We start from the raw sequence: 24,439 nt of genomic DNA, 5'->3' as shown, positions 1-24,439 counted from the left end.
ACGACCGATAACGCCTTCCAAAAGCATGATCCTGAATGCTATGGTAGCGATCGACGAATGCCGGCACGCAGGATGTTCTTTTTCAGAGCTTTTTAAATTTCTGGATCAGGATTACTACCAAGGTGGGAAACGACTCGATCGCTGTACATACAAGGCGGAGGTGCGCAGCTGGATCCATCTGAGATGGATCCAGCTCTGTCTTTTTACAGTAAAAACTTTTCACCCAACTTCTCGCAGATGTACTCACCAATGGGAATCGCCGAGGTGGCCGCCGGTGACGGTGCGTTGCACACATGCAGGGAGCGCTCGCTTTCGGCAAAGAGGAAGTCGTGCACCAGGGCGCCGTCACGCAGCACGGCCTGGGCCCGGATGCCGGTGGGATAGGAACGCAAATCGGACAGCCGTACCGCAGGGCAGTACTTCTGCACCCGTTTGAGATATCCGGGCCTAAGCAGCGAGTCGCGCATCTCCCCCAGGCCGGAGCTGAGGTGGGCCCCGATCACCTTCCAGAATCCGGGGAAGCGCAGCATCTCCAGGATGTCGACCGGGTCCAGGTTCACCGCTCCGTAGCCTTCGCGCTTCCAGCCCAGCACGGCATTGGGGCCGACGGTCACCCGGCCGTCGATCATGCGGGTCAGATGGACACCCAGGAAAGGCAAATCCGGATCGGGAATCGGGTAGATCAGGTGGTTGAAACGGCGCTCGAAGGGTTTGGAAAGGGCGTAGTACTCCCCCCGGAAGGGAATGATCTGAAAATCGATATCGATGTGCATCATGCGCGCCAGGCGATCGGCCATCAGCCCGCCGCAGGCCACCAGGTAACGGGTACGCAGGGTCTCTCCACCGATGGTCACCCGCACCCCGCCCTGTTCCTCGCGGATGGCGGTCACCGGCCGGCCGGTTCGAACCCGACCGCCCAGGGCGGCAAACTGACTGGCCATGGTGGCCGTAATGCGGGCATAATCGGTAATCCCGGTGGCCGGCACGAAGAGGGCCGCCAGACCTTCGATGTGGGGCTCACGCCGCGTCAGTTCCTCCCGCGACAGCCGGATCGTCCGAATCCGGTTCTGGCGGCAGCGTTCTTCCAGGGCCCCCATGCGGGGTACCTCCTGCGCATCGGTGGCCACAAGCAGTTTGCCGCACTGCTCGACGGGCAGGCCGTACTCACGGCAGAAATTGAAGGTGATTTCGGCACCGCGCCGGCAGAAGTCGGCCTTCAGGCTTCCCGGCGCATAGTAGACCCCGGCATGAATCACCCCCGAGTTGCGCCCCGTCTGATGCCGCGCCATGCGGTCTTCCTTCTCGACCAGCAGAACCTGTGCATCCGGATAGCGCTGTTTCAGTTGCCAGGCCGTGGAAACGCCGACAATCCCGCCCCCCACCAGCATGAAATCCAGCATCGCCAGTCTCCTTTTTTCTGAAAAGGAATGATAAACCGTATTTGGGCGGCCATTGCAAATGGATTTTTTAGCCGGTCCGGCCGGCCGGTGGTCGGCAACCGATAGGAAAAGTGCGTTACCAACAGGCTGTCAGTTAACGCGAGCCGGCGTGGGCGGCAGGATGGCTTCGAGCAGGCGGGTAAACATCGGATGGGTAAAACCATCGACCGCCTCCATGTCGAGGGACTGCTCCACCAGGCGTCCGTCATGCATGACCACCAGGCGGTCGGAAACCTTGAGCAGCACACGGATATCGTGGGAAATGAAGAGGTAGGTCATTTTCAGTTCCCGTTGCAGTTCCAGCAGCAGGTCGATGATTCTGGCCTGGATCAGCATGTCCAGGCTGCTGACCGCCTCGTCCAGCACGATCAATCTGGGACTAAGGGCGATGGCCCGGGCGATACAGATTCGCTGGAGTTCTCCGCCGCTGAACTGGCGGGGGCTTTTTTCGGCATCGGCCGAAGCCAACCCCACCCGCTCCAGCAATTCGTCCACCCGCCGGCGCAACGCTTTTTTCTCCGGATTCTCGAAATTCAGGATCGGTTCGGCAATGATCTCACCAGCCGTCAGCCGCGGGTTGGTGGCGCCCTGGGAATTCTGGAAGACCACCTGGGCGTTGCGGCGATATTCCCGGTACGCCTCACGATTCAGGGTTTCCAGGCGGCGGCCCTGGTAAAAAACCTGCCCCGCGTCCGGCGGTTCGAGGTTCAGTGCGATCCGGCCGAGGGTGCTTTTGCCGCATCCGCTTCTGCCCAGAAGGCCGACGCAGGCCCCCTCTTCCAGGCCGAGATGGATGTCCTTCAAAACGCTGATGCGCTCCCGGGTCCCGAAAAGGCCACCCCGGCGGTATGATTTAAAAATTCCTTTCAGTTCCAGCAGATACACCGGTTTCTCCTCTCGGGGGGAATGCACGAATCCGTCAGTTTTTGATCGACTGCATCAGCAGCCGTTCCAACCGGCTTTCGTAAAGGCTCATATGGGCCTTCAGGATGGCCTGCGTATACGGGTGGCCGGCGGAATGAAAAATGTCCGTCACGGTCCCGCTTTCAACGATGGCCCCGCCCCGCATCACCGCCACATCGTCGGCCATGCGGGCGATCACGCTCAGGTCATGGGTCACCAGCAAGAGAGCGAGCCCGTGTTCGCCACAGATCCTGGTCAGCAGATCGAGTACCCTGGCCTGGGCGACCACGTCCAGATCGGTGGTGGGTTCGTCGGCGATCAGCAGGGAGACCTCCATCATCACCGCCAGCGCCACCATCACCCGCTGCAGCATCCCGCCGCTCATCTGGAACGGGTACAGGCCCAGCACGCTTTCGGGATCGTCAAAGCCGACCTCGGCCAGCGCCTTGACGGCCGCCGCCTCGACATCCCGGTCAGGCTGCGCGCCGTGGGCCACCAGGGTTTCCCTGAAGTGATGGCGGATGGTGAAAATGTTATCGAAACAGCTCATGGGATTTTGCAGTACCATGGCAATTTTCCTGCCCCTCAGGGACCGCTGTTCGGTGGCCTCCAGCGTATCGAGGACCCGCCCGTTGAAAAACACCCGTCCTTCCGTCTGCCGGATGGCGGCCGGCAGCAGTCCCATGAGCGCCAGGCAGGTGAGGGACTTGCCGCATCCGCTCTCTCCGATCAACCCCATCACTTCCCGCTCACGGATCTGAAAGCTCACGTTCCGGACCAGACGTTTTTTTTGGCGGCCGGTGGAAAGGTCCAGGGATAGGTTTTCCACCGACAATACCGCAGGCGACGTCATCTTCAGTCTCCTTCCGTTTGAATCGCCGGGTCGAGGCTGTCCCGCAGGATATCTCCCGGGATATTGAAGGCCAGAACGGCCAGAAAAATCATGATTCCGGGGTACATGATCAGTTCCGGTCGCGTCCAGATGTACTGCCGCGCATCGTTGATCATCACCCCCCATTCCGGGGTGGGCGGCTGGATGCCGAGTCCCAGAAAAGAGAGACCGGAGACATGCAGCATCATGTGACCGATGTCCAGGGTGGCCAGGATGGTCAACTGGGCCAGCACGGGCGGAACGATATGGCGCAGGATAATCTTCCAGGTCCGCGTACCCGCCACCCGGGAGGCCAGGATGTACTCGCTGTTTCTCAGGCTGAGCACGAGCCCGCGGATAATCCTGGCGTACCAGGCCCAGTGGGTCAGAAAAATGGCCAGGATGACGTTGAACATGCCCGTGCCCAACACCCCGATGAGAAACATGGCCAGGATGAAGGTGGGAAACGTCAGGAACACTTCGCAGATCCGCATGAACAACGAATCGACCCATCCGCCGAGAAAGCCGGAGAGACATCCCACCACCAGGCTGAAAATCATGATCAGGTTGATGATGAGAAAAACCGACCCCATGGAGGCCCGCGCTCCCCAGATCAGGCGGGAGAGGATGTCCCGTCCCAGGTGATCGGTTCCCAAAAGATGGCTTTTGCCGGGAGGCTCGAGCTTTTGGGAAAGATCCACCCGATCCGGGGGATGCGGAGCGATCCACGGAGCGAACAGGGCCATGGCCAGAATCGCCAGGATCACGGGCAGGGCGAACCAGATCAGTTTGTGCCCCAGCAGCTTGCGCACCATCTTCATCGGGTGGTTCCTCCTTCGTAGCGGATGCGCGGGTCGAGCCAGGCATAGAGGATATCCACCCCCAGGTTGCAGAGAACGAACAGCACCGTCATCATGAGGATAAAGCACTGCATGACCGGAAAATCCCGGTTGTAAATGGCCGAAACCGCATAACGCCCCACGCCGGGCCAGGCAAAGATAATCTCCACCACCACGGCTCCGCCGATCATCTCGCCGATATGCATGCCGATGGCCGTGACCACCGGTATCATCGAATTTTTCAGCACATGACGCCCGATGACCCACTTTTCCGGGATTCCCCTGATCCTGGCGAACAGCACCGAGCGGGTATGCATCTGCTCCAGCATGCTTCCCCGGATGAGCCGGGTGTTGATGCACATGGACATCAGGGAGAGGGTAAAGGCGGGCATGATCACATGGGCCAGGCCGCCCTTGCCCAAAGGCGGCAGCCACCCCATTTTCACGGAAAAGACGAAGACCAATAGGAACCCCAGCCAGAAACTGGGTGTCGACACCCCCACGTAGGCCAGCGCCCGGGTAAGGTGATCGGGCCAGCGATCCTTGTAGATAACCGAACCGATCCCCAGGGGAAAGCTGAGAATCAGGGTGATGGCCAAAGAGACCCCGCCGAGATACAGGGTATTGGGCAGGTAGTAGAGCAACCGTTCGGTCACGGGCACCCCCGTCACATAGGAGCGGCCGAAATCCAGGCGCACGGCCTTGCCCAGCCAATCCAGGTACTGGACCACGATGGGCCGGTCGAGCCCCAATTCTTCCCTGGCCTGGGCCAGGGCCTCGTCCGTGGGCGGAATCTGGGAAAGGCGCAGGTAAGCCATGGCCGGATCGTTTTCCCCCAGGCGCAGGATCGAAAAGACAATGATGGAAACCGCCAGCAACAGCGGGATCAAAACCAGCAGCCGCCGGGTGATGTATCGAAGCATAAACGTTTCCCGTGGGGGAGCCGAAAGTCCCCCTGGTGAGTGGTTTCTGCCGGTTATTCCTTGAACATCGTCTCGAAAGGGATTTCGTTTTTCGTCGGGCCGAAGGAGGCCCCCTGCATCCCCTTGCCATGCACGATCAGCCCCGTGGTGTAACTCAAGGAGAGATAAACGGCCTGTTCGTGGATAGTGGTCAGGATCTTGCGATAAGTGTCCGCGCGCACGCCTTCATCCGTCGACACCAGCACCCGTCCGATGGTCGCGTCGATCTCCGGTTTCATGGGCAGTCCGGACTGGGCCTCGTAGTCCGCATGGGAGGGCACACGCCATGAACTCAGGTAGGAGTGGGGCTCGTAGGGCGGGCCCCAGGTATTGTTGAAGATGAGGCCGAATTCTCCCGACTTCTGGCGTTTGTAGAAGGAATCCTGCTCCTCGCCCAGCAGATTGATCTTGACCCCCACCCGCTGCAGGTCGCTTTGCAGCACTTCGGCAACCGCTTTCATGACGGCGTCGTTGCCCACAAAGCAGAGGTCAACGGAAAGGACCTGGCCGTCCCGGGTCCGGAAACCGGTTTTCTCGGTCCGTTTCCATCCGGCCGTGGCGAGAATGCTTTCGGCTTTGGCAGGATCAAAGGCGTAGGGCGGCAGCTTCAGGTCGCAATAGGGGATATTGGCCGAATAGAGCGTATCTGCCTTGATCTCCGTATCGAGGAACACGCCTTTGACAATCGCGTCCTTATCGACCGCATGCTGAATGGCCTGCCGCACCGCCAATTCCCGGGTGGGGCCCCGGCCGCTGTTGATCGCCAGGCTACGGGTGCACAGGGGCTGCGAAATGGCCGTGCGGTATCGCGGATCGCTTCGGAAACGGTCGTAGGTATCCAGGCTGATCTGCCCGTCACCGTAAATCAGATCGATCGCTCCGGTTTCGAAGGCCACGGCGCGGCTGTTCGGATCGGGGATCACCTTGACCAGGATCGTTTTCATCGGCGGCCGCTTTCCCCAGTAATTCTCGTTGCGCTCAAACCGGTCGTACTCCCCCAGTTTGGATTCCACCAGAACCCAGGGGCCCGTGCCGACGGCTTGCTTGATGCCATCGGCCGTATTGCCGCTGTCCGGAAATGCCGACGGGCTGAGGAATCGGAAGGGGCGCACCAGGGCCATGTCCTGAAGGAAGGGATAGTAGGGATCCTTCAGGATGATTTTAACGGTGTGGGCATCCACAATGACGGTTTCCCGGATCTGGTGCACGAGTTCCAGCCAGGCATGGCGTTTGGCATTGGCCATGACCGCATCGATGTTCATCTTGACCGCTTTTGCATCGAAGGGAACGCCATCGGAAAAAACCACGCCCTGGCGCAACCGGATGGTGTACACACGGCCATCCGGAGAAATGTCCCAGCTTTCGGCCAGGCACGGTTGGATGTTGCCATCCAGGCTGTAGCGCACCAATGGCTCGTAGACCATGGCCTGGGCGAACATTTGATTGGGAGAGTAGAGATGCGGATTCAGGGGACCGACATTGCCTGGCCAGGAATAGATCAGGGTATCGGATTCGGCCAGTACCGGAGCGGCACCCGGAAGTAAACCGAAACCGGCGACGAAAAGAAAAATCAGCAACAGCCGTTTCATGAAGCCTCCTGCGCATTGCGGGGCAGGGGCATATGAAAAGGCCATGAGCGCCTCACCCCGTCCCTCTGTTGTGGGGATCCGCCTTCATGGCCGATCTTTTTTCGTATGAAGAATCAATGCAACATGCACAAAAAGCCTTCAGGCTTCGATTGGCTCCTGGCGTTATCACCGCCCTATGGGGCTGTCAACTTAAATCTACCTGAATTGATCGTGCAGCCCCATATTGCCTATCCTTCTTCCGTTTTAAAAAAAGAACTCATCAGGTTTTTGTAAGCCTCGCCTCGCCACGCCGAGTCGGGGTTGGTGTCGACGGAGGTCAAGATGTCCTTGAAAACAAAAGGCAAGAAGTCCGAAATACCGGGCATGACGACTCGCACCACGGGGAATTTGAGAATCGGGTGGGTGAGGTTCAGAACGATGAAGTCGGTTTCAAGAGTTTGGCATATCCGTTTGATCGATTCAATCTCGGAGAAAATATCTTTGCTTCTGTAATTCCGGTAGGAGATGGTGTCGCCTTCTTCCAGAAAAGAGATGTCCTTTTCTGAAATGCAGCATTTGAACAACAGGTAGAGGTTGTTGACCCTGGATCGGTGCATCACCGGTCGATCGAAATTCGGACTGGGCATCTGGAGCGTATTGCGGCCCTGCATGATTTCGGTGAAACAGCGGCTAAGGGCTTCATCCATGTTAAAGGAAACGCCGGGAACCAGAATTTTGTGCTCCCATCGTCCCGGCCGCAGATTGTGGTTGATGAAAAGAACGCCAATAGAGGGAACGAGCCCGCCCAGAGAGAAATCTTTTAAAACGATCTCCACGTTCTCTTTCTCGTAATATGCCATCATCGTTTTCAGATGATCGTTTTCAACGGTCTCTTTGTCGATGCTGGGAACGATTGTCTCCGGCTGGATAATCTGAATCTGCGTGTATCTTTCGAAAACTTCGCAAGCCGCCTGAATCATCGCCTCTTCCAGGGTATTGCCGGCGGCCATGCCGTTGGACGCATTGATGTAGGCGACGAAATTGATGGGGACCTTGACGGCTTTGTCCTGCGCCACCGAATATCCGTCCACCCAGTGCCTTGCCATCTGGCTGTTTTTAATCTTTTCGATGTCGCTCGGGCCTAAATGGGTCTGGTTGCAGAGCAATGCCTCGATGGAGAGATAATCGTGGTCCAGATCGTTCTGGTGGCTGTTCACATAACCGGCCATCCACTCATAGTTCAAGAAACGGCTCACCTGCCGACCATACAGGGCGGGCATGTTGAAGCGAACCTGTTCTTCGAAATCCTGAAAAAACAGCCCCCCGCTGAAGCGCTCGGTCAACTCGGCATAGGCGCTGGCCTTGGCCAGTTCGGGCGTAACGCCTTTTCCCTGACACTGCAACTTTATTGCATCGATGGTTATCTGGGACCAATGCATCCGGTCGGATACCGCATAATGCTGATAGCGGATATCGTATCCCAATCGATCGAAACCGGCGGCGATTTTGCCGATGGTGTTGGCCGGCGTATCGGTCTTATTAAATTCGTTGCGGATGTGGTTTATGAATTTCATACCAACCCTTTTTTGAAAAACCGTGAGGGCGCCGCTTTTTCAACGTTTTCCACAAGGCAGGCGCCGGAATCGGTGTTCATCATCGCAACACCTTGAATTCACAAATTTCAATCTTTATACCGCTATCACGATTAAATCAATTACTCGTCTTCAATCCGTCAAATCAGCGTTCGCCCATGGCCCGGTACTCACCCGCCTTGCGTGACAACAGCGCCAGTTGGGAACGGATATTGCTGATTTCATTCGCCTTGAGGGGACGAATCGGTTTGGCGGGCTGGCCCAGGGCCAGTGTTCCGGGTGGAATCTGCGCGTTGGGGGCAACAACGGCACCGGCCCCCACCAGCGCACCGGCGCCGATAACAGCCCCATCCAGAACGATCGCACCGATCCCCACCAGGGCACCCGATTCAACGGTGGCACCGTGCAGGCAGACCTTATGGCTGATCAGCGCATCGGCGGCCACCACCACCGGAAAGCCGTGCGGCGATTCCAGCAGGCATTGATCCAGGATGGCGGATCGCGTACCGATGCGGATCTCCGATTCGTCGGCCCGCAGGATCGCCCCCGGCCAGATGCTCGCACCATCGGCCACCTGTACATTGCCGATCAGCCGCGCGGAGGGATCGATCCAGACCGACGCTCCGATTTGCGGTACCCGCCCCTGAAAAGGGGTGATCATCCCGATTTTTTCCATTTCGAACCTCTTTCGGTATCGTGTTTCTGTCTCCGTCTTCAATTGCATGCATCGCTTGAGGTACGGCAAAACAGCATTATTTTCAACCCTGTTGCGACCCTGTGGCACTTCGACCGGACCCGGGCACCCGCTGGCCAGCGTCGCTCCGGTTTCTCTGCGAAACAAGAAAGCAATTGCAAAAACAGAATCAATCTGGTTATAAAAGGAGCCGCTAAACGCCGGAGTCGCGCGGCGCCCATTGCACGGCGGTCCAGCGACCGATGCCCGCAGCTGCCGGAAGGCCGAACAAGGGTGTATGTATGATGTTGGGATCCAATTCAAAAGCAATGCTCACCCGCTGCCAGATTCAGGTTGGACGGCAGCACAACACTGCCATGCACAAGGTACCCGCGAACCGGGAGCGGCAGAACGCGGTTTGCAACGTAAGGAGGCCCCAGTCCATTGACGCCGGTGTCTTGCAGAAAATCCGCCTTACACTGACCAAACAAGAAACAGCTTATCAGAACAGTCAGGCCGATGAAGTTTTTTCCAGCCTTTGGGCGCACAGCTCACGGGTGTCCCGCATTGCCCTTACCATTGCCAGGGCCGAAGGCTGCGAGGAAGTTCCCGCCCTGCTCGCCGGGCTGATGCACGACCTGGGCAAGTTCGCCTATGGGAGCTACCATACGGACGATACGCCGGAAGAGAAGAACGCGGTCCGGTTCGCCGAGGACATCCTTACGGGCACGGTGTACGAAAAATGGATCCCGGCAGTCAGGGAGGCCATCCTCTCCTGCTACCTCGAAGGGCAGGCCACCACAAAAATCGGCCGCGTGTTGTATGATGCGGATTGCATTGACAAGTTGGGCACCATGGGCGTGGCCCAGTTTTTCGCCAAGCGGGCCCTGCGCCGACAGTTTCTTGATGATGACCTGCTGATTCGGGCAAGCATCGAGCTGACCTATGCTTACCATTCGCCGGACACCCTGAAGACAGCAACCGGCCGGGCCCTGGCACGATTGCGTAGCGTTCGCACCCGTCGTTATTTTACAGAACTGCTGGAAGAGTGGAATTGGCTCGGGCTGGGCGAATTCAACATTGTCGAGGAAGCGATCGGCGGCATCGTCTGCGTCCTGGTGGTTCCCTGCGCATGCCCGTGCGGCGGCCGATTGACCTTTGAATCTGACATTCAGGATGCGGTGAAGTGCCGGTCCGTGGTCATGAAATACCTGTGCACGACATGCGGTACCGAAAAAACCTATTCCTTCTGTCTCCCCAATGTGAAAGGCCTTCCACGGAAACGATAAGGCGATTGGATGCCCTGCTCAGGGGGCGCCGACCCGATGGAAAACCGTCTTCCCGTCGTTCACCTCCCGCCGGGCCTGCCCCTCTCCCTCGAGATAACTCAGGTGCGCGAGCGCCTCCCCCGTGGCAAACCACTGCTGTGCCGGAGGAAAGGCCGCCCAGTTGTCGGCCCTGATGTCCCAGGTCATCTTTGATGCGGTTTCATAGGCGCTCATGGGCCCGTCGGACAGAATGCGGCGCACCTCGGTGAGACGCTGGTCATGGTGGGCCAACAGTTCGTCAATGCGGCCGCGATGGTCGTTGAAGAGGCGCCGGTGGCCCGGCAGCACCAGATCCACATCCAGCGCGTATACCTTGCGCAGGCTTTCCAGATAATGCTTTAAAAGGTTAGCCTGATCCAGCCAGCCCTGAATGTTCGGCGTGATATCGATCAGAAGATGGTCACCGGCCACCAGAATTTTTTCTGCGGCCTCGTACAGGCACATATGCCCCAGGGTATGCCCCGGCGTGGCAACGCAGGTAAAAGTGTAGTCCCCGTAAGTAATCGTCTGCCCGTCCACCAGAATCTTCAGGTCCGGCGTCCATTCGGTACCGAATTTGGTTCCCGGATGGTTCTCAAAGGCCTTCTTGAGCACGGCCACCGGAAATCCGTGTCTACAACTGAAGTCCACCATGGTATTGATGCCATCCCAGGATTCGATCAGTTCCGCATCGGGGCGGTTGAAAAAAACCCGGGTGGTTTCTGTGGCCAGCATGGAGACCAGGCTGAAGTGATCGGCATGAAAATGGGTAATGAAAATATCGGTCCGGTCCATCTCCACACCCAGTTCCCGCAATCCTTCGCGCATGGCCGTCCGGCAGGCGACGTGGTTGAGGCCGGTATCGATAATCAGGTTTTTCTCACGGCTGGTGATGACATAGGAGTTCAGATATTTCAGGGGGGTCCTGGGCAAGGGAATTTCAATGCGGTACCAGTTGGGCCTTATCTCTTCCATCAAGCACTTCCCTTCAAATGGTGCTGCGCCACGATCACTCCGGCAGGCAATGGCCATCCAATGTTTCCATTCGTCTATAGCAAGGCCGGATTATCATTGTCGGACACCGGGAATGCAAGGAAAAAACGCCGACGCCTTTTTTAGGGTATATACCCATTTTATTTTGACATGCCAGCAGCAACCATTTATGGTTCGGTTTGAGGTTGCCGCTTCTTCGCATACCATTTTAAAAAATGAGGCAAAAACCATGCATACGACCGTTACCATCGTCTACGACAACACCACACGTGATCCGGCATTGCTCGCGGACTGGGGGTTTGCCTGTGTGGTGGCCTCGCCCGAAAAGACCGTGCTCTTCGATACCGGCGCCAATGCAACGATCCTGCAACGGAACATGGATTATCTGGAAATCGATCCCAAGACAATTGACGCCGTTTTCATATCCCATGCCCACTGGGATCACTCCGGCGGCCTGGCCCCTTTTGTCGAACGGTTTCCGGTGGAGGTCTATGTGCCGCGCAGCTATCAGCCAGACTGCCGGGACGTTCCGGTCCATCGTGTGGACAACCCGCTGCCGATCAGCCAGCGGCTCTTCTCCACCGGCGAGGTGGGTGGAATGGAGCAGGCCCTGGTCGTCGATTACGGGGATGCGTGTGCGCTGATCGTTGGCTGCTCGCACCCGGGCGTGGCCGCGCTGATGGAAAGTGCGGCGGTTTTCGGCCGGGTGGGCGCCCTGATCGGCGGACTGCACGGATTCAACCAGCTTTCCGTTCTCACGGGGCTGGACTTGGTCTGCCCCACCCACTGCACCCAACACGGCGATTCGATCCGCATGCATTACCCCGGCATTTACCGTGCCGGCGGGGTAGGCACGACGATCCCGTTGCCGCCTATGACAGGCTCGGATTGAATTTGACAACCCCCGATAAAACGCCTATGTTTCTCCATCAAGAAAAATCGTTCTCCATGGCATATCACCACCGCCTTGCCGACGCGACCGGCGCAGAAGGACCGAAACAACAGCCCCCCTGCAGCCGGCAGGATCGAAATGGCCAGGCCGGTTTCGGGAAATGAGGACTTTTACAATGGAAAAAGGCATCTCTCCGGAATATCTTGCCGATGATCAGACCCGTCACCTGACTTACCTGACCTGGGATTTTGCACTTTTCGAAAACGAGGCCGACGCGAAAATACTGAACAAGGATCTGGTCTGCGCCGCCTGCGGCCATCCAATCACCAAGGTTGCCGAAAAAATCGATATTCGCGGCCGCCATGGTTATCGATTCACCAATCTCGGCTACCCGATTCAATTGGGCTGTTATCGCACGGCACCGGGATGCATCGGCACCGGTCGGGTTTCCAACGGCTACTCGTGGTTTCGGGGCTACAACTGGGAAATTCAGCTCTGTAACCACTGCTACACCCAGGTGGGCTGGAAATACATGACTGCCGGGGAAAACTTTTACGCACTGGTTTTTAAAATGCTGCGCGAGGCCGATCCGGAGGAAGCCAATGCCGGGGAAGCAGAATAGCCGCCCGTCTCCTTCTGTAATTAAAAAATAGCTTGAAAGTCACCCTCAAGGATGAGATAGGGATTGATTGGTTATTCGCCGAATGACTTTTCAACAACGGATCAACCCACCATTCATTCGTAAAGCCGGAGAGCTTGGTTGGAACTGTCCACCATGCAAAAGGAGGGGAAAATGGCAAAAATTGAAACGGTAGGAATTGTCGGATTCAACGTCATGGGTGCCGCCATCGGGCTCAACGCCGCTACGAGCGGATACCGGGTCATCTACAAGGAACTGAACGATGAACTGGTCAAAGCCATGTATGACCGCTGGGTGAAAGGCGCGTTGGAAAAACGCGTGGCCAAAGGAAAGATGACCCAGGAAGAGATGGACACGGTGGCCGGTCGCATCACCGGCACCGCCGATTACAAAGACCTGGCTCCCTGTGACCTGATCATCGAGGCGGCCGTTGAAAAAATGGATCTCAAGATCCAGGTTTTCAAGGAACTGGATGCGGCCTGCCGGCCGGACACCATCCTGGCCAGCAACACCTCCACGTTCCTTATCGAAAAGCTGATGGAAGGGGTTTCCAATCCTGGGCGCACCGCCGGCCTGCACTACTTCTTCCCGGCCAATGTCAACCGCCTGGTTGAGGTGATCCGCCAGAAAGCGACCAGCGACGAAACCTTCGACGCCCTGATGGCCTTTTCGGAAAAGAACCGCAAAGTAGCGATTTCGGTGAACGATTTCCCCGGCTTTGCCATCAACCCGGTGTTTATCTCCAGCTACATGGTCCTCAATGCGTTTTACGGCGACAAATACAATGCCGCCACCCTGGACGAGATCTCCAAACAGGCTTTGGGCGTGCGTTTTGGGATCATGTGGGTGCTGAACGGATCCGGACTGGGAACCGCCTACCACGCCGCCGCCTCCATGAACGAATACCTGGCGGACAGTGATGTCGGCTACCCGCCGGTGCCGGTGCCGCTGAAAACCCAATTCGAGAGCGGCAAGCCATTTGATCTGGAGGACGGTCCGATACTGGACGACCAAGCCGCCCTGGATACGGTCAAGGAACAACTGCTGGGATCCATTTTCACCATCTGCACCCACCTCATCGAAAAAAATGTCGTCTCCCTGAAAGACCTTGAACTGGGCATCCGCACCTCGCTGGCCTGGCCCAAGGGCCCCTTTACCCTGATGAACGAAATAGGCATGGACGAAGCGGCACGGCTGGTCAAAGTCGCCGTTGAAAACGGCCTCTTCAAGATGCCCAAGACCTTCGCCGAAGGGACGCCGGCAGCCTGGGATCTTTAGGAACCGTTCCACCACCGGTAATCCTTAGGATCGGATACCGGACGGAAAATTTATCGAAGGGGTGCGGATGAACTCATCTGCGCCCCTTTTTTTGTCGATCGGCAATAGGTCGCCCGCACCTATTCGCCTTCGAGCATTTGCAGAATCCGTGCGTGGGTCAGCGGCAGGCGAATCCGTTCGGCCGGGACATCGCGCACGGCGCGAATGGCGGCCCGGATGGCAAAATAGGCACCAATTCCGTACATCAGCGGTGGCTCGCCAACTGCCTTGCTCGCCATGACGGCACCAGAATCAGCGGTATCGTCAAGAAAAACCACTTCAATGGTGGTGGGGGAAAAATCAAGATCCGGCACCTTGTAGGTGGAAAGCGTATCCGTCAGCAGCCGGCCATCCGGGTCGACCATTAGCTCTTCGAGGGTGGTCCAGCCGATGCCCTGGACGACGGCCCCCTCCACCTGCCCGCGGTCCACGAGCGGATCCAGGCTGCGTCCCGCATCGTGAACGATCTCCACCGATTCGATGGACGCCGTCCCGCGCAGGGCGTCCAGCCGGGCCTCGACCACGGCCGCACCGCAAACATGGTAAGCGAACGGGCGGCCTTTTTCCCGCTGTCGGTCGTAGTGCAGCTCTGGGGTGGCGTAAAAGGCGTGCGCGGACAGGTCAACCCGCTTGCGGTGGGCGGTCTTCACCAGCGCCTCCCAAGTCAGTGAACTCGGCGCATCGCCGATCCAGACCCGGCCGCCCCGGATGGCGACCTGTCCGGCCGGAACCCCCTGAATTCCGGCAGCCACGGTTTTAAGACGCTGCAGGAGGGTCCCGCAGGCCAGGCGGACGGCGGCCCCGTTCAAATCCGCAGCCGTGCTGGCCGCCGTCGGTGACATGTTGGCCACCCGAGTTGTGCTCGTATTCTCGATCCGCACGCGCGTCTGGGCGATGCCAAGGGCCGCGGCCGCCATCCGCCGCAGCTTGGTCGCCACCCCCTGGCCGATTTCGACCGCCGCGGTGCTGACGCTGACGCTGCCATCGACAAAGACGTGCACCAGGGCCCCCGCCTGGTTCAGCATAGTAGTGGTAAAGGCGATGCCAAAGCAGACCGGCATGACGGCCAGCCCCCGTTTGACAAAATTTGATGCCGCGTTGCGGCGCTCGATGTCGGCAAGCCGGGATTGAACGTGAAACCGCGACACGGCCGCATCGAAACTGCGTCGGGGGGTATCGCCCTGCATGCGCATGCCAAAGGGAAATATATCGCCGCCACACAGCAGATTTTTTTGCTGGAGTGTCCAGGTCGGCACGTTCAGGGTTTCGGCGGCCGCCACGATGGCCGCCTCGATTACAACCATGGCCTGGGGGGCGCCGAAACCGCGAAATGCCGTAAACGGCGGCAGGTGGGTGCGGCAGCATATGCCGGTCACCCGGACGTTGGGAATGGCGTAACTGTTGGTGGCGTGAAACAGGCTGCGTTCGAGAACGGCCGTGGACAGGTCGGCCACGGCCCCCGCATTCTGGTAATAGGTCGCCTGGAAGGCCAGAAACCGGCCGTCGGCATCCAAACCGAGACGATAGTCGCTGGTGTAAGGGTGGCGTTTGCCGGTCATCTGCATGTCCGCGTGGCGGTCGAGGACCAGTTTTACCGGGCGCTGCAGCCGGTGGGCGGCCAGAGCCGCCAGGGCTGCCCAGGTTGCGGCCTGGTCCTCCTTGCCGCCGAAGGCACCGCCTACACGTTGCACCTCCACTTCGATGGCGTGCATGGGACAGGCCAGTACGCGGGCCACCGTCCGCTGGACCGATGACGGAGACTGGGTGGCCGAAAAGATGTGCATGCTGTCACAAGGCCGGGGAATCGCCAGGGCCGCCTGCGTTTCCAGATAGAGATGCTCCTGGCCGCCCGAATCGACCCGCCCGCTGACGATGGTCACACACTGCGACCATGCCGCATCCACATTGCCCATCGCGATGGTGCGCGGCAGGCCGATCAGGTCCCCATTTTCCGCGGCCTGGCGCGGATCGAACACAGCCGGACGCTTGTCGATCGTCACCGTAATGTTTTTAAGGGCCTGGTGTGCCCGGGTCGGCGTGTCGGCAACAACCATGGCCAGAGGCTGGCCCACGTAGCGAACCCGGTCCGCTGCCAGCAGGGGCTGGTCGGCAACCACGCTGCCCACCTGATTCTCACCGGGAATATCACGGGCCGTGAAAACCGCCGCCACACCCGACGCCGCCGCTGCGGCGTTGGCATCCAGCACGCAAACCACCCCGTGGGCCACGGGTGAACCGAACACGGCGGCGTACAGGGTCCCCTGCGGTTCAAGAAGGTCATCCACGAAACAGGTTTCGGCACGCACATGGGCAATGGGGTCTCTCGCACTCATGGCAGCCGGCCCTCCAGTTCCAGGTCGGGAAAGCAGACCACAAAATGGGCAATCACCAGGCGACGCAGCAGGCGACGCTTGTAATGGGCCGTACCGCGCACATCATCAATGGGAGAAACTTCCGAATCGATAAGATCGATCAGCCGGGCCAGTGTCGCGCAGGAAACCGGCTGGCCAATGAGCCAGGCCGAACTGCCGGTCAGAAACAGCGGCACCGGGGCCACCCCCCCGGCCGAAATGCGGGCATGCGAAACGCGTCCGCCGTGCGTTTCCACATGCATGGCCGTGTTGACACTGGCGATATCCAGCCGTTTGCGGCGGGAGACCTTCTCGAAATTGAAGCAACTTTGGGGTGACGGGTGAAGAAAGGAGATCTCGGTGATCCATTCGCCCGCGGCCAGGTCAACCTGTTTGTCCCCCCGGTAGAAGGCATCCAGGGCGATCCGGCGCATGCCGCATGATCCGCGGATGGTCAACTGAGCGTTCAGCGCCAGCATCATGATGGTCAGGTCGCCGATGGGCGAGGCGTTGACGATATTGCCGGCCAGGGTGGCCCGGTTGCGGATGGGCGTGGATGCGATAGCGTCCATGGTTGTCTGCCAGGCGGGGAAAATCCGGACCAGCCGGTGGTCGCGCTTGAGGTCCTCGACCGGGGTCGTGGCACCGATATGGATGTGGTCGTCGTCAATGCGGATGCCCTGCAGTCGGGCATCGCGGCCCAGAAAAACAAGCGGCTGGTGGCGCATGTTTTCCGGCTGTTGAACAAAAAGGTCGGTGCCTCCGCTGACGGGCACCGGGACGCCATCGGCCGCAGCAGGCGCGGGTTCCAGCGCGATGGCGTCCAGCCGCCGGCCGATGTCGATCAGGTAGGCGGGCAACGAGGCGGTACGGACGAGTTTTTCCAGACGGCGATCCGGCGCGGTAGGAAGAGGCCCCAGGCCGTCAACGAGCCTTTGGACCGCACGGCGGATGGACGCATAGCCCGTGCAGCGACAAATATTGCCGTCCAGCGCAGCCAAGGCTTCCGCCAAGGTGAGAGAGGGACTGGCCAGAAGAAACCCGGTCAGGGCCACAACGATCCCCGGGGTGCAGAACCCGCACTGGGTCGCACCGGCATCCACGATGGCCTGCTGGACCGGGGAAAGCGCGTCCATGTTAAGGCCCTCAATGGTCAGAACATGGTTCCCATGCAACTCGCCCACCGGCGTCAGGCAGGCGGCCACCAAGCGATACCGCACACCGCCTGGCACACGGCTGCCCACAAGCACACTGCACGCCCCGCAGTCACCTTCGCGGCAGCCCTGTTTGGTTCCGGTGAGGTGGCGTTCACGGCGTAAAAAATCCAGCAACACGGATCCCCGATTGACTCGGGTGGAGACAACATCGCGGTTGAGGATAAATCGGATCATGGGACTCCAATGGTCTGCCGGTTCAGCGCCATCCGGCAGCCAGTAGCGCGTTTGTGGGTTAAAGTATAACGGAGAATCACCGTTGATGGCAATCGGCGATTCACACGCGCCGGGCCCCAGGGCAATCGCAAGTAAAATCAAAAACCGGCCGTTCCTGAACTCGCACCATTCCCGAAAGTGGGAAAATGCCAAATGAAGGATGAAATCGATTTTAAAATAGACAGAATACCACCATTTGGCATTTTTCATTTGGTCTTTGACATTCATGGTCGCTCTAATTTTGGGAAGAAAAACAACCCGAAAATCTACATGCGATTGCCCTGCACCGGTCCCGTGCGGGGCTGGACAGGCATGCCGGGCCTCTGCTATGAGAAATGGGTTTCCACCCAAAGAAGAAACAGCAACCGGAGGAATTGGCATTGGCTACCCGATGGCACATTATCTACTGCGACGAGCAGATGGACCCGTGTCCGGTCACGGAATTTATCGAGCGCTGCGCCCCCAAACACCAGGTTAAGATCATCCGTTTCCTCTTCCTGCTGGAGGAGATGGGGCCGACCCTTCAAAAAAAAGCCCCCTCACAAATGGCGCATCTGTGAGGGGGAGATAAATAATGTCATGAATGTGTCTGACGAAGGATGAGAAAATTGTTCCCGTTTGCTTTACCCGTCAGTCGGTTACCGGCACTCAGGCGGGGTCCGCGTACAATGGGTATTTTTCAGGCGATCGGTATACCGCGCCCAAAATCCCTTTTTGGTTTTGGTGTCTGCGGGGTTGAACCGGCGCCGGCATTCGGCTGAACAGAAATAATGGGTTCCTTTGTCGTCACTGGCCGTAAACCGGGCATTGCGCGAGTCAACGGTTTTTCCGCAGACAGGATCGACGGCAGTTTCCGGGATGGTCTGGGTTGTGGTCATGGGAAGCCTCCTTGGGCATATTGTTTTATGAACGTCATCCGTATCGTATCCTCATTATAATACCGGTTTTCAATTTTGCACGCGCGACGACAGCTTCCCCCTTGGCGCCTTGGATCTGCCGCCCTCCGGCTTTTGCGACATTGAGGCAGACAATTTCTTGATTGCGATTTGTCCGTTGGTTGACATATGATTCTCACGAACCATGCCGGTCCGGTTTCAATCCCCGTTAATCGACCCGGATATTGTTTATACCAGCCACCACGAAAGGATTGATATGCCGACCGCCGAATCCGCAGCCGATCAGACGCCGGAGCGTTTCAGCGCGCTATTGGGTCCCATCCTGTTCCTGACATCTCTGTTTTTCATCAACTTCCTCTCCAGAATCATCCTGGCCCCCCTTCTGCCCACCATTGAGCAAGATCTGGGAATCAGTCATGGTGAGGCCGGCTCGCTCTTTCTATTGATTTCGGTAGGATATTTCGTAACTCTGATTTTGTCGGGTTATTTCTCGGCACGCCTGCTGCACCGGCGAACCATCGTGTTATCGGCGGCCGCGCTGGGCCTGGCGCTGTATTGCGTTGCCCTCAGCCAGGGGCTCTGGGGAATACGAGTGGGCCTAATTTTACTGGGGATGGCAGCGGGGCTCTACCTGCCTTCGGGAATCGCATCACTCACGACACTGGTCAACCCCCGGCACTGGGGCAAGGCGATGGCCATTCACGAACTGGCCCCCAACCTCAGTTTTGTTGCCGCCCCTCTGCTCGCCGAAGCCATCCTGGGCTGGTTCTCATGGCGCCAGGCCCTGGCTCTTTTGGGCAGTCTCTCGTTAATTGAGGCGCTGGCATTTGCCCGATTTGGTAAAGGCGGCGACTTCCCCGGCAATGTCCCCAGCTTCGGAGCCCTCAGAACCCTTCTCCGGCTACCGGCCTTCTGGATCATGATGATCCTTATCATGCTGGGGATCAGCGCCACCATGGGTATTTTCACGATGCTGCCGCTTTACCTGGTGACCGAGCACAGCATGGAACGTAGCTTGGCCAACGAACTCATTGGTTTTTCCCGGGTACTTGGCGTCGGGATGTCCTTTTTATCCGGATGGGCCAATGATCGTTTGGGCCCCAAACGGACCCTGATCTCGATTTTACTCCTCAGCGGGACAGCCACAATCCTGCTCGGAATTTTGTCGGGCCCCGGACTGATTGTCCTGGTCTTCGTGCAACCCCTTGTGGCGGTCTGTTTCTTTCCCCCCGCCTTTGCCGTACTCTTGGCCATCGGTCCGGCCAACATGCGTAACGTATCCATCTCCCTGACGGGTCCGGTAGCGTTTGTCATGGGCGGTGGCGTTATCCCCATGCTGATCGGTGTGATGGGCGACCGGGGCAGTTTTGCCGCAGGCATTATCACCGTGGGGGGGATGATCCTGGCCGGTGCCCTGCTGGCCGCTTTTCTCAGAATTCAGGAGAAGAAATAACTACCGCACGACCGGCCAACCACAGGGACTCAGAAGTTGCTGGTTGACATCGATCCTACCGTTCCCTTAAATACAGCGGCGTTGTTTGAAATGGCCCCAAAAGGCTACGATAGTCGTTGCCGCCAATGAACACGGCCGGCTGTCGGCATTCCCGGCATCCCATTTCAAACGAACCGTTTTGCAAACAGGTGTGCGACCGTGCATGCTCAAGCTGTGATGAATGATCGAATTGATAATGAGGCTCAAATCGTGACCCAACCGCCGCCGATGGTTGAACTGAACGATGTTTCCAAACACTTTGGGAATGTCAAAGCCGTACGACACGCCAGCTTTGGCATTCCCAAGGGAACGGTCCTGACGATCCTTGGACCGAGTGGCTGTGGAAAAACCACCTTACTGCGGATGATCGCCGGGTTCGACACCCCGACCCATGGTGAAATTTTCATCAATGGGTCGTCGGTATCTGCGGTTCCCCCTTACCAACGATCCATCGGCATGGTCTTTCAAAAACTGGCCCTTTTCCCCCACATGACCGCTGAGGCCAACATTGCCTACCCGCTGAAGATGCGGCGCTTCGACCCACAGGCCATTCCCGAACTGGTGGACCGCTATCTGAAAATCGTTCAACTCGATGGAATGGGCAGGCGGCGGATCCACGCACTTTCCGGCGGGCAACAACAGCGGGTGGCCATTGCCCGGGCGCTCTCTTTCGGTCCGGACCTTCTGCTTCTGGATGAACCCCTGTCGGCCCTTGACCGGAAGCTGCGGGAAGAAATGCAGCTTGAATTCCGCCGCATCCAGCAGGAACTGGGCGTCACGACCATCAATGTTACCCATGATCAGCGCGAGGCCCTGGTCATGTCCGACAAGATCATTGTCATGGCCGACGGCGTCATTCAACAAAACGGCGACCCGGTCAACCTGTATCGGGAGCCGTCGAACCGCTTTGTGGCCCATTTCATCGGCCTGACCGCATCGATGCCCGGCCGGGTGGCCGATGTCCGGGGGGCCGATGTAAAGGTCGAAATCGGCGGGTTGACGTTAAAGGGCCGCACTGCGGAAACCGAATTGACCCGGGGCGCTCCGGTTGACTGCGCGATCCGTGCTGAGCAGGTCCGTATTTCAAAGCCGGAACAGGATACGGAAAATTTGGATAACGCGGTGGCAGGTGAAGTGGAGCAACGCATCTTCGAAGGCGATCGCATGGTATATCAGGTTCGCTGCGCGGCCATGAACAATGCTGTCCTCTTTGCGTACGATCATGACCCGACCCATCATAACATTCATCGAAAAGAGGAAAAAATCAAAGTTTGCTGGAACCGGTCCGACTTGTTCGTTTATGCGTCTCAATAGGCGGTTGACGCGATCTGCTATGGAATGAAAGGAGTTAGGTTATCATGGAATGGAAAAAAGGGATCAAACGTCGTGATTTTCTGAAGGCGACCGCGGGTTTTGCGGGCGCACTGGCCCTGTCACCGGGCATGGCCTTTGCCGCCGCCCCCAAAAAGCCCAAGGAGATTATCGTCCGCGCCTGGGGCGGCGCCTGGGGCGATGCACTCAAAGCGGGCGTGGCCGACGGGTATACCGCCGCCACGGGCATCAGGGTCCGCATGGATTTTACCGAAGACAATGAGATCAAACCGAAAATCTGGGCCGCTGTCGACCAGGGACGCATCCCCCCGATTCACGTCAACTGGGATACGACCACCAACGCCACCATATCGGCCCTGCGCGGCGTGACGGTCGATCTGAGCGATCTGTCCAACCTGAAGGGCCTGATGCCGTTGGCCAAGCCGGTCGGCCTGGACGGATATCCGCTGGTCAACACCTATGCGTATGTCTATGTTTGCGCCTACCGGCCGGAGGCCTTTCCGGACGGCCCGCCCAAATCCTGGAAAGTGCTGCTGGACCCCAAATTCAAAGGCCGCATTGCCCTGTACGATGACGGTATCGGCTTCAACCCCATTGCGGTCATCGCCGGAGGCGGCACGTTTGCCGACATCCCGGACAACATGGCGCCGGGATACGCATTCTATCGCCAATTGAAGGCGAACAAACCGCTTCTGGGTGAGGACGCCGATTTTACCAACTGGTTTCAGAACGGCGAGATCGACCTGGCCTGCACCATCAGTGTGAACGCCCGCGCGGCCAAGCAGAACGGAATCAATGTTGCCTGGACCGTCCCCGAAGAAGGCTGCAAGGTCGACACGGACGGCCTCTGGGTGCCCAAAGGCCTTCCCGGGAATGAGGAGTACTGGGCCAAGGAATTCGTCAACTACGCCCTGACCCGGGACGCCCAGCAAAAATGGTGTTCGATGCTCGGCCTGCCCCCGGTGTTCCCCGGTATCGATCCGCCGGCCGACCTCGTCGGTGATGTTTCCTATCCGACCAAGCCCGAGGATTTCGAAAAACTCGTCCGCGTGCCCTCGAAGGTGCTCGTCGAAAACCAGCCCAAATGGTTCGCCACGTTCAACCAGATATTTCAGGGATAACAAAAAACGGAGCCGGCGCTTTTCCGAAGCGCCGGCTCCGGCAACCGCAATGGGTGCCATATGGGTTCGTCCGCGGATCAAAAACCGTTTCGCTATCCGCTCAAGTGGCGCGTGCTGGACCGGGCCGAGGCCATCGCTTCGATGTGGCCCCGGCGCTGGGCGCCTTTGACCGGTTACCTCTTTCTGATTCCTTCCATCCTGCTGGTATTCGTTCTGGTGATCGGTCTGGCCTATCTGTTCGAAAACAGTTTCCATGAACTGGATCTGACCACCTACCGGCTGAAAGCGGCCTTTGAGCTGGTCAACTACAAAACCGCCCTAACGAGTCCGACCTACCAGTCCGTGATCCTCCGAAGCCTGGGCGCCTCGGTACTGGTCACGGTGATCACCGCATGCCTCGCCTTTCCCTACGCCTATGTCATGGTGCGGGCGAAAACCGCCTTTACGCGGAAATTTCTGCTGATCAGCCTTTTCCTGCCCTTTTTTATCGGCCAGGTCGTCCGGGCGTACGGCTGGCTGATTATCCTGGGCAAGGAGGGCCTGCTCAACCAGCTGGCCACATCCCTGGGATTTCCCCAGATCAACATGATCTACAATTTCCCGGCGGTGATCCTGGGGCTGGTGCAATACATGCTCCCCTTTGCCGTGCTGCTGATGGCGCCGGCCATCACCGCCATCGGCGAAGACGTGGAACTCGCCTCGGAAAGTCTGGGAGCCAATTGGATACAGACCTTCCGGCACGTGGTCATCCCCATGGCCATGCCCGGAATCGTGGGCGCCTCGGTGGTGCTGTTCACCCTGACGCTGACCGATTTCGCCATGCCCGAAATCCTGGGCGGGGGCACCATGGACTTTATCGCCAATTCCATTTACGACAGCTTTTTCCTGCTTTCCAATCCCGGACTGGGCGCGGCACTGTCCATGTTCCTGGTAACCCTGGGCAGCCTCGTGGTCACCGTGATCTTCTCCATCTGCGGCACCGGGACGCTCGGATTTTCAAGGAGAACCCATTGACCGGCGCCCGGGGGAAAAAAATCGTTTTGTGGTCGATCGTCTGGTTCAACCTGATCGCGCTCAGCCTGCCCACGATCATTATCCTGGGGGCGTCATTCACCGCCGGGGATATTGTTCAGTTCCCGCCGGCCGGCCTCTCCCTGAAATGGTACAAACATCTCTGGCTCTTGGACGATTTCAAGGAAGCCTTCGTACGGACGTTCTACGTATCGGTCATCTGCACCATCGTCAGCATCCCGGCCGGAACCCTGGCCGCCATCGCCATGGCCCGATACCGGATCGTCCTGCGCATGGCGCTGCAGGTTTACCTGCTCCTGCCGTTCACCATTCCGCTGGTGGTATCGGGTTTGGGAATGATGCTGGTCTTTGGTGAGATCCGTATCCTGGGCCAGTTGTGGCCGGTGGGGATCGGTCTTTGCATCATCAACCTGCCGTTCATGATCTGGGCCGTCAGCGCAACGGTGAACGCCTTGGACGATGAACTGGAGAACGCCGCCGCCAACTGTGGCGCCCCGCCGCTGCAGACCTTCCTTACCGTCACCCTGCCGTGCGTCATGCCGGGGGTGATCACCGGCGCCCTGTTGATGTTCATCCTGGCCTTCAACGAATTCCTCGTCAGCCTCTTTCTGACGGACGCGCGCATCGTGACCCTGCCGGTCATGATCTACAACTCCATCCGCAGCGTGATCACGCCGGACCTGGCCGCCGTTTCGGTGGTCTACATCGTTGTCGCCTTCGTGGCCGTGTGGCTGTTGGACAAGGTGGTGGGACTGGAACTGTTTTTGCGATCAAAATGAGAACTTTCCG

General features: G+C 58.5%; 22 protein-coding genes. 10 read left to right on the top strand and 12 right to left on the bottom strand.

Translation table 11 applies throughout. From position 1 onward, the window contains the following. Positions 1 to 203: 203 nt before the first annotated feature. From lhgO to GN112_RS24925, 8 genes are all read right to left on the bottom strand, one after another. Positions 204 to 1,400, bottom strand: coding sequence for an L-2-hydroxyglutarate oxidase (gene lhgO / locus GN112_RS24960; RefSeq protein WP_155312668.1), 1,197 nt, complete (start codon positions 1,398 to 1,400; stop codon positions 204 to 206). A gap of 129 nt (positions 1,401 to 1,529) precedes the next feature. Continuing rightward, positions 1,530 to 2,324 (bottom strand): ABC transporter ATP-binding protein, encoded by a 795-nt coding sequence (locus GN112_RS24955; RefSeq protein WP_155312667.1) that lies wholly within the window; start codon positions 2,322 to 2,324, stop codon positions 1,530 to 1,532. Positions 2,325 to 2,358: 34 nt separating this feature from the next. Further along, a complete protein-coding gene (locus tag GN112_RS24950) occupies positions 2,359 to 3,195 on the bottom strand; it encodes an ABC transporter ATP-binding protein (RefSeq protein ID WP_155312666.1) in 837 nt (278 codons plus the stop codon). 2 nt (positions 3,196 to 3,197) lie between these two features. Then, positions 3,198 to 4,034: a nickel ABC transporter permease subunit NikC gene (gene nikC, locus GN112_RS24945; protein WP_231717134.1), complete on the bottom strand. Its 837-nt coding sequence runs from the start codon at positions 4,032 to 4,034 to the stop codon at positions 3,198 to 3,200. Then, the gene (nikB, locus tag GN112_RS24940; protein WP_155312665.1) at positions 4,031 to 4,975 is read right to left on the bottom strand and encodes a nickel ABC transporter permease subunit NikB; all 945 of its coding nucleotides are present in this window, start codon (positions 4,973 to 4,975) and stop codon (positions 4,031 to 4,033) included. The genes nikC and nikB overlap by 4 nt, the downstream gene beginning before the upstream one ends. Positions 4,976 to 5,028: 53 nt before the next feature. After that, entirely contained in the window at positions 5,029 to 6,603 is a 1,575-nt protein-coding gene (nikA, locus tag GN112_RS24935; RefSeq protein ID WP_155312664.1) for a nickel ABC transporter substrate-binding protein, read from the bottom strand. A 227-nt stretch (positions 6,604 to 6,830) separates the two neighbouring features. After that, positions 6,831 to 8,156, bottom strand: coding sequence for a YcaO-like family protein (locus GN112_RS24930; protein WP_155312663.1), 1,326 nt, complete (start codon positions 8,154 to 8,156; stop codon positions 6,831 to 6,833). A gap of 163 nt (positions 8,157 to 8,319) precedes the next feature. Next, positions 8,320 to 8,850 carry a gamma carbonic anhydrase family protein gene (locus tag GN112_RS24925; protein ID WP_162459115.1) on the bottom strand — a complete coding sequence of 177 codons (531 nt, stop codon included), beginning with the start codon at positions 8,848 to 8,850 and terminating at the stop codon, positions 8,320 to 8,322. A 299-nt stretch (positions 8,851 to 9,149) separates the two neighbouring features. Between GN112_RS24925 and GN112_RS24920 the strand changes: the two genes are divergently transcribed. Next, entirely contained in the window at positions 9,150 to 10,136 is a 987-nt protein-coding gene (locus tag GN112_RS24920; protein WP_162459114.1) for an HD domain-containing protein, read from the top strand. 18 nt (positions 10,137 to 10,154) lie between these two features. Here the strand turns inward: GN112_RS24920 and GN112_RS24915 are convergent, their stop codons facing one another. Next, positions 10,155 to 11,129: an MBL fold metallo-hydrolase gene (locus tag GN112_RS24915; RefSeq protein WP_231717133.1), complete on the bottom strand. Its 975-nt coding sequence runs from the start codon at positions 11,127 to 11,129 to the stop codon at positions 10,155 to 10,157. Between the two features lie 247 nt (positions 11,130 to 11,376). On the opposite strand from GN112_RS24915, the gene GN112_RS24910 reads away from it, so the two are divergent. From GN112_RS24910 to GN112_RS24900, 3 genes are all read left to right on the top strand, one after another. Next, the gene (locus tag GN112_RS24910) at positions 11,377 to 12,039 is read left to right on the top strand and encodes an MBL fold metallo-hydrolase (RefSeq protein WP_162459113.1); all 663 of its coding nucleotides are present in this window, start codon (positions 11,377 to 11,379) and stop codon (positions 12,037 to 12,039) included. A gap of 175 nt (positions 12,040 to 12,214) precedes the next feature. Beyond that, on the top strand, positions 12,215 to 12,661 hold the full coding sequence (locus tag GN112_RS24905; RefSeq protein ID WP_155312658.1) for a cereblon family protein: 447 nt from the start codon (positions 12,215 to 12,217) through the stop codon (positions 12,659 to 12,661). 171 nt (positions 12,662 to 12,832) lie between these two features. Continuing rightward, positions 12,833 to 13,957, top strand: a complete 1,125-nt coding sequence (locus tag GN112_RS24900) for a 3-hydroxyacyl-CoA dehydrogenase family protein (protein ID WP_162459112.1) — start codon at positions 12,833 to 12,835, stop codon at positions 13,955 to 13,957. Between the two features lie 119 nt (positions 13,958 to 14,076). Here GN112_RS24900 and GN112_RS24895 read toward each other — a convergent pair whose 3' ends face one another. Both GN112_RS24895 and GN112_RS24890 read right to left on the bottom strand, forming a co-directional pair. Next, entirely contained in the window at positions 14,077 to 16,329 is a 2,253-nt protein-coding gene (locus GN112_RS24895; protein WP_155312656.1) for a molybdopterin cofactor-binding domain-containing protein, read from the bottom strand. Continuing rightward, positions 16,326 to 18,005, bottom strand: coding sequence for an FAD binding domain-containing protein (locus GN112_RS24890; protein WP_162459111.1), 1,680 nt, complete (start codon positions 18,003 to 18,005; stop codon positions 16,326 to 16,328). The genes GN112_RS24895 and GN112_RS24890 overlap by 4 nt, the downstream gene beginning before the upstream one ends. Before the next feature lie 152 nt (positions 18,006 to 18,157). Here GN112_RS24890 and GN112_RS24885 point away from each other — a divergent pair, with 152 nt between their 5' ends. Then, on the top strand, positions 18,158 to 18,337 hold the full coding sequence (locus GN112_RS24885; protein ID WP_155312654.1) for a hypothetical protein: 180 nt from the start codon (positions 18,158 to 18,160) through the stop codon (positions 18,335 to 18,337). Between the two features lie 78 nt (positions 18,338 to 18,415). On the opposite strand, the gene GN112_RS24880 is transcribed toward GN112_RS24885, so the two are convergent. Continuing rightward, positions 18,416 to 18,655: a YHS domain-containing protein gene (locus tag GN112_RS24880; RefSeq protein ID WP_155312653.1), complete on the bottom strand. Its 240-nt coding sequence runs from the start codon at positions 18,653 to 18,655 to the stop codon at positions 18,416 to 18,418. Between the two features lie 274 nt (positions 18,656 to 18,929). Between GN112_RS24880 and GN112_RS24875 the strand changes: the two genes are divergently transcribed. The 5 genes from GN112_RS24875 to GN112_RS24855 all read left to right on the top strand — a co-directional run bounded on the left by GN112_RS24875 (position 18,930) and on the right by GN112_RS24855 (position 24,429). Next, positions 18,930 to 20,126: an MFS transporter gene (locus tag GN112_RS24875; protein WP_155312652.1), complete on the top strand. Its 1,197-nt coding sequence runs from the start codon at positions 18,930 to 18,932 to the stop codon at positions 20,124 to 20,126. Positions 20,127 to 20,375: 249 nt separating this feature from the next. Beyond that, positions 20,376 to 21,479 carry an ABC transporter ATP-binding protein gene (locus GN112_RS24870; RefSeq protein WP_197743393.1) on the top strand — a complete coding sequence of 368 codons (1,104 nt, stop codon included), beginning with the start codon at positions 20,376 to 20,378 and terminating at the stop codon, positions 21,477 to 21,479. Between the two features lie 44 nt (positions 21,480 to 21,523). Then, positions 21,524 to 22,618: an ABC transporter substrate-binding protein gene (locus tag GN112_RS24865; RefSeq protein ID WP_155312651.1), complete on the top strand. Its 1,095-nt coding sequence runs from the start codon at positions 21,524 to 21,526 to the stop codon at positions 22,616 to 22,618. 60 nt (positions 22,619 to 22,678) lie between these two features. Then, positions 22,679 to 23,632 (top strand): ABC transporter permease, encoded by a 954-nt coding sequence (locus GN112_RS24860; RefSeq protein ID WP_155312650.1) that lies wholly within the window; start codon positions 22,679 to 22,681, stop codon positions 23,630 to 23,632. Further along, on the top strand, positions 23,629 to 24,429 hold the full coding sequence (locus GN112_RS24855) for an ABC transporter permease (RefSeq protein ID WP_155312649.1): 801 nt from the start codon (positions 23,629 to 23,631) through the stop codon (positions 24,427 to 24,429). Before GN112_RS24860 ends, GN112_RS24855 begins: the two co-directional genes overlap by 4 nt. Positions 24,430 to 24,439: the final 10 nt, after the last annotated feature.

It is taken from the genome of Desulfosarcina ovata subsp. ovata, assembly GCF_009689005.1.
Classification (GTDB): Bacteria; Desulfobacterota; Desulfobacteria; order Desulfobacterales; family Desulfosarcinaceae; genus Desulfosarcina; species Desulfosarcina ovata.
This window is presented reverse-complemented; position numbering and strand designations above follow the sequence as displayed.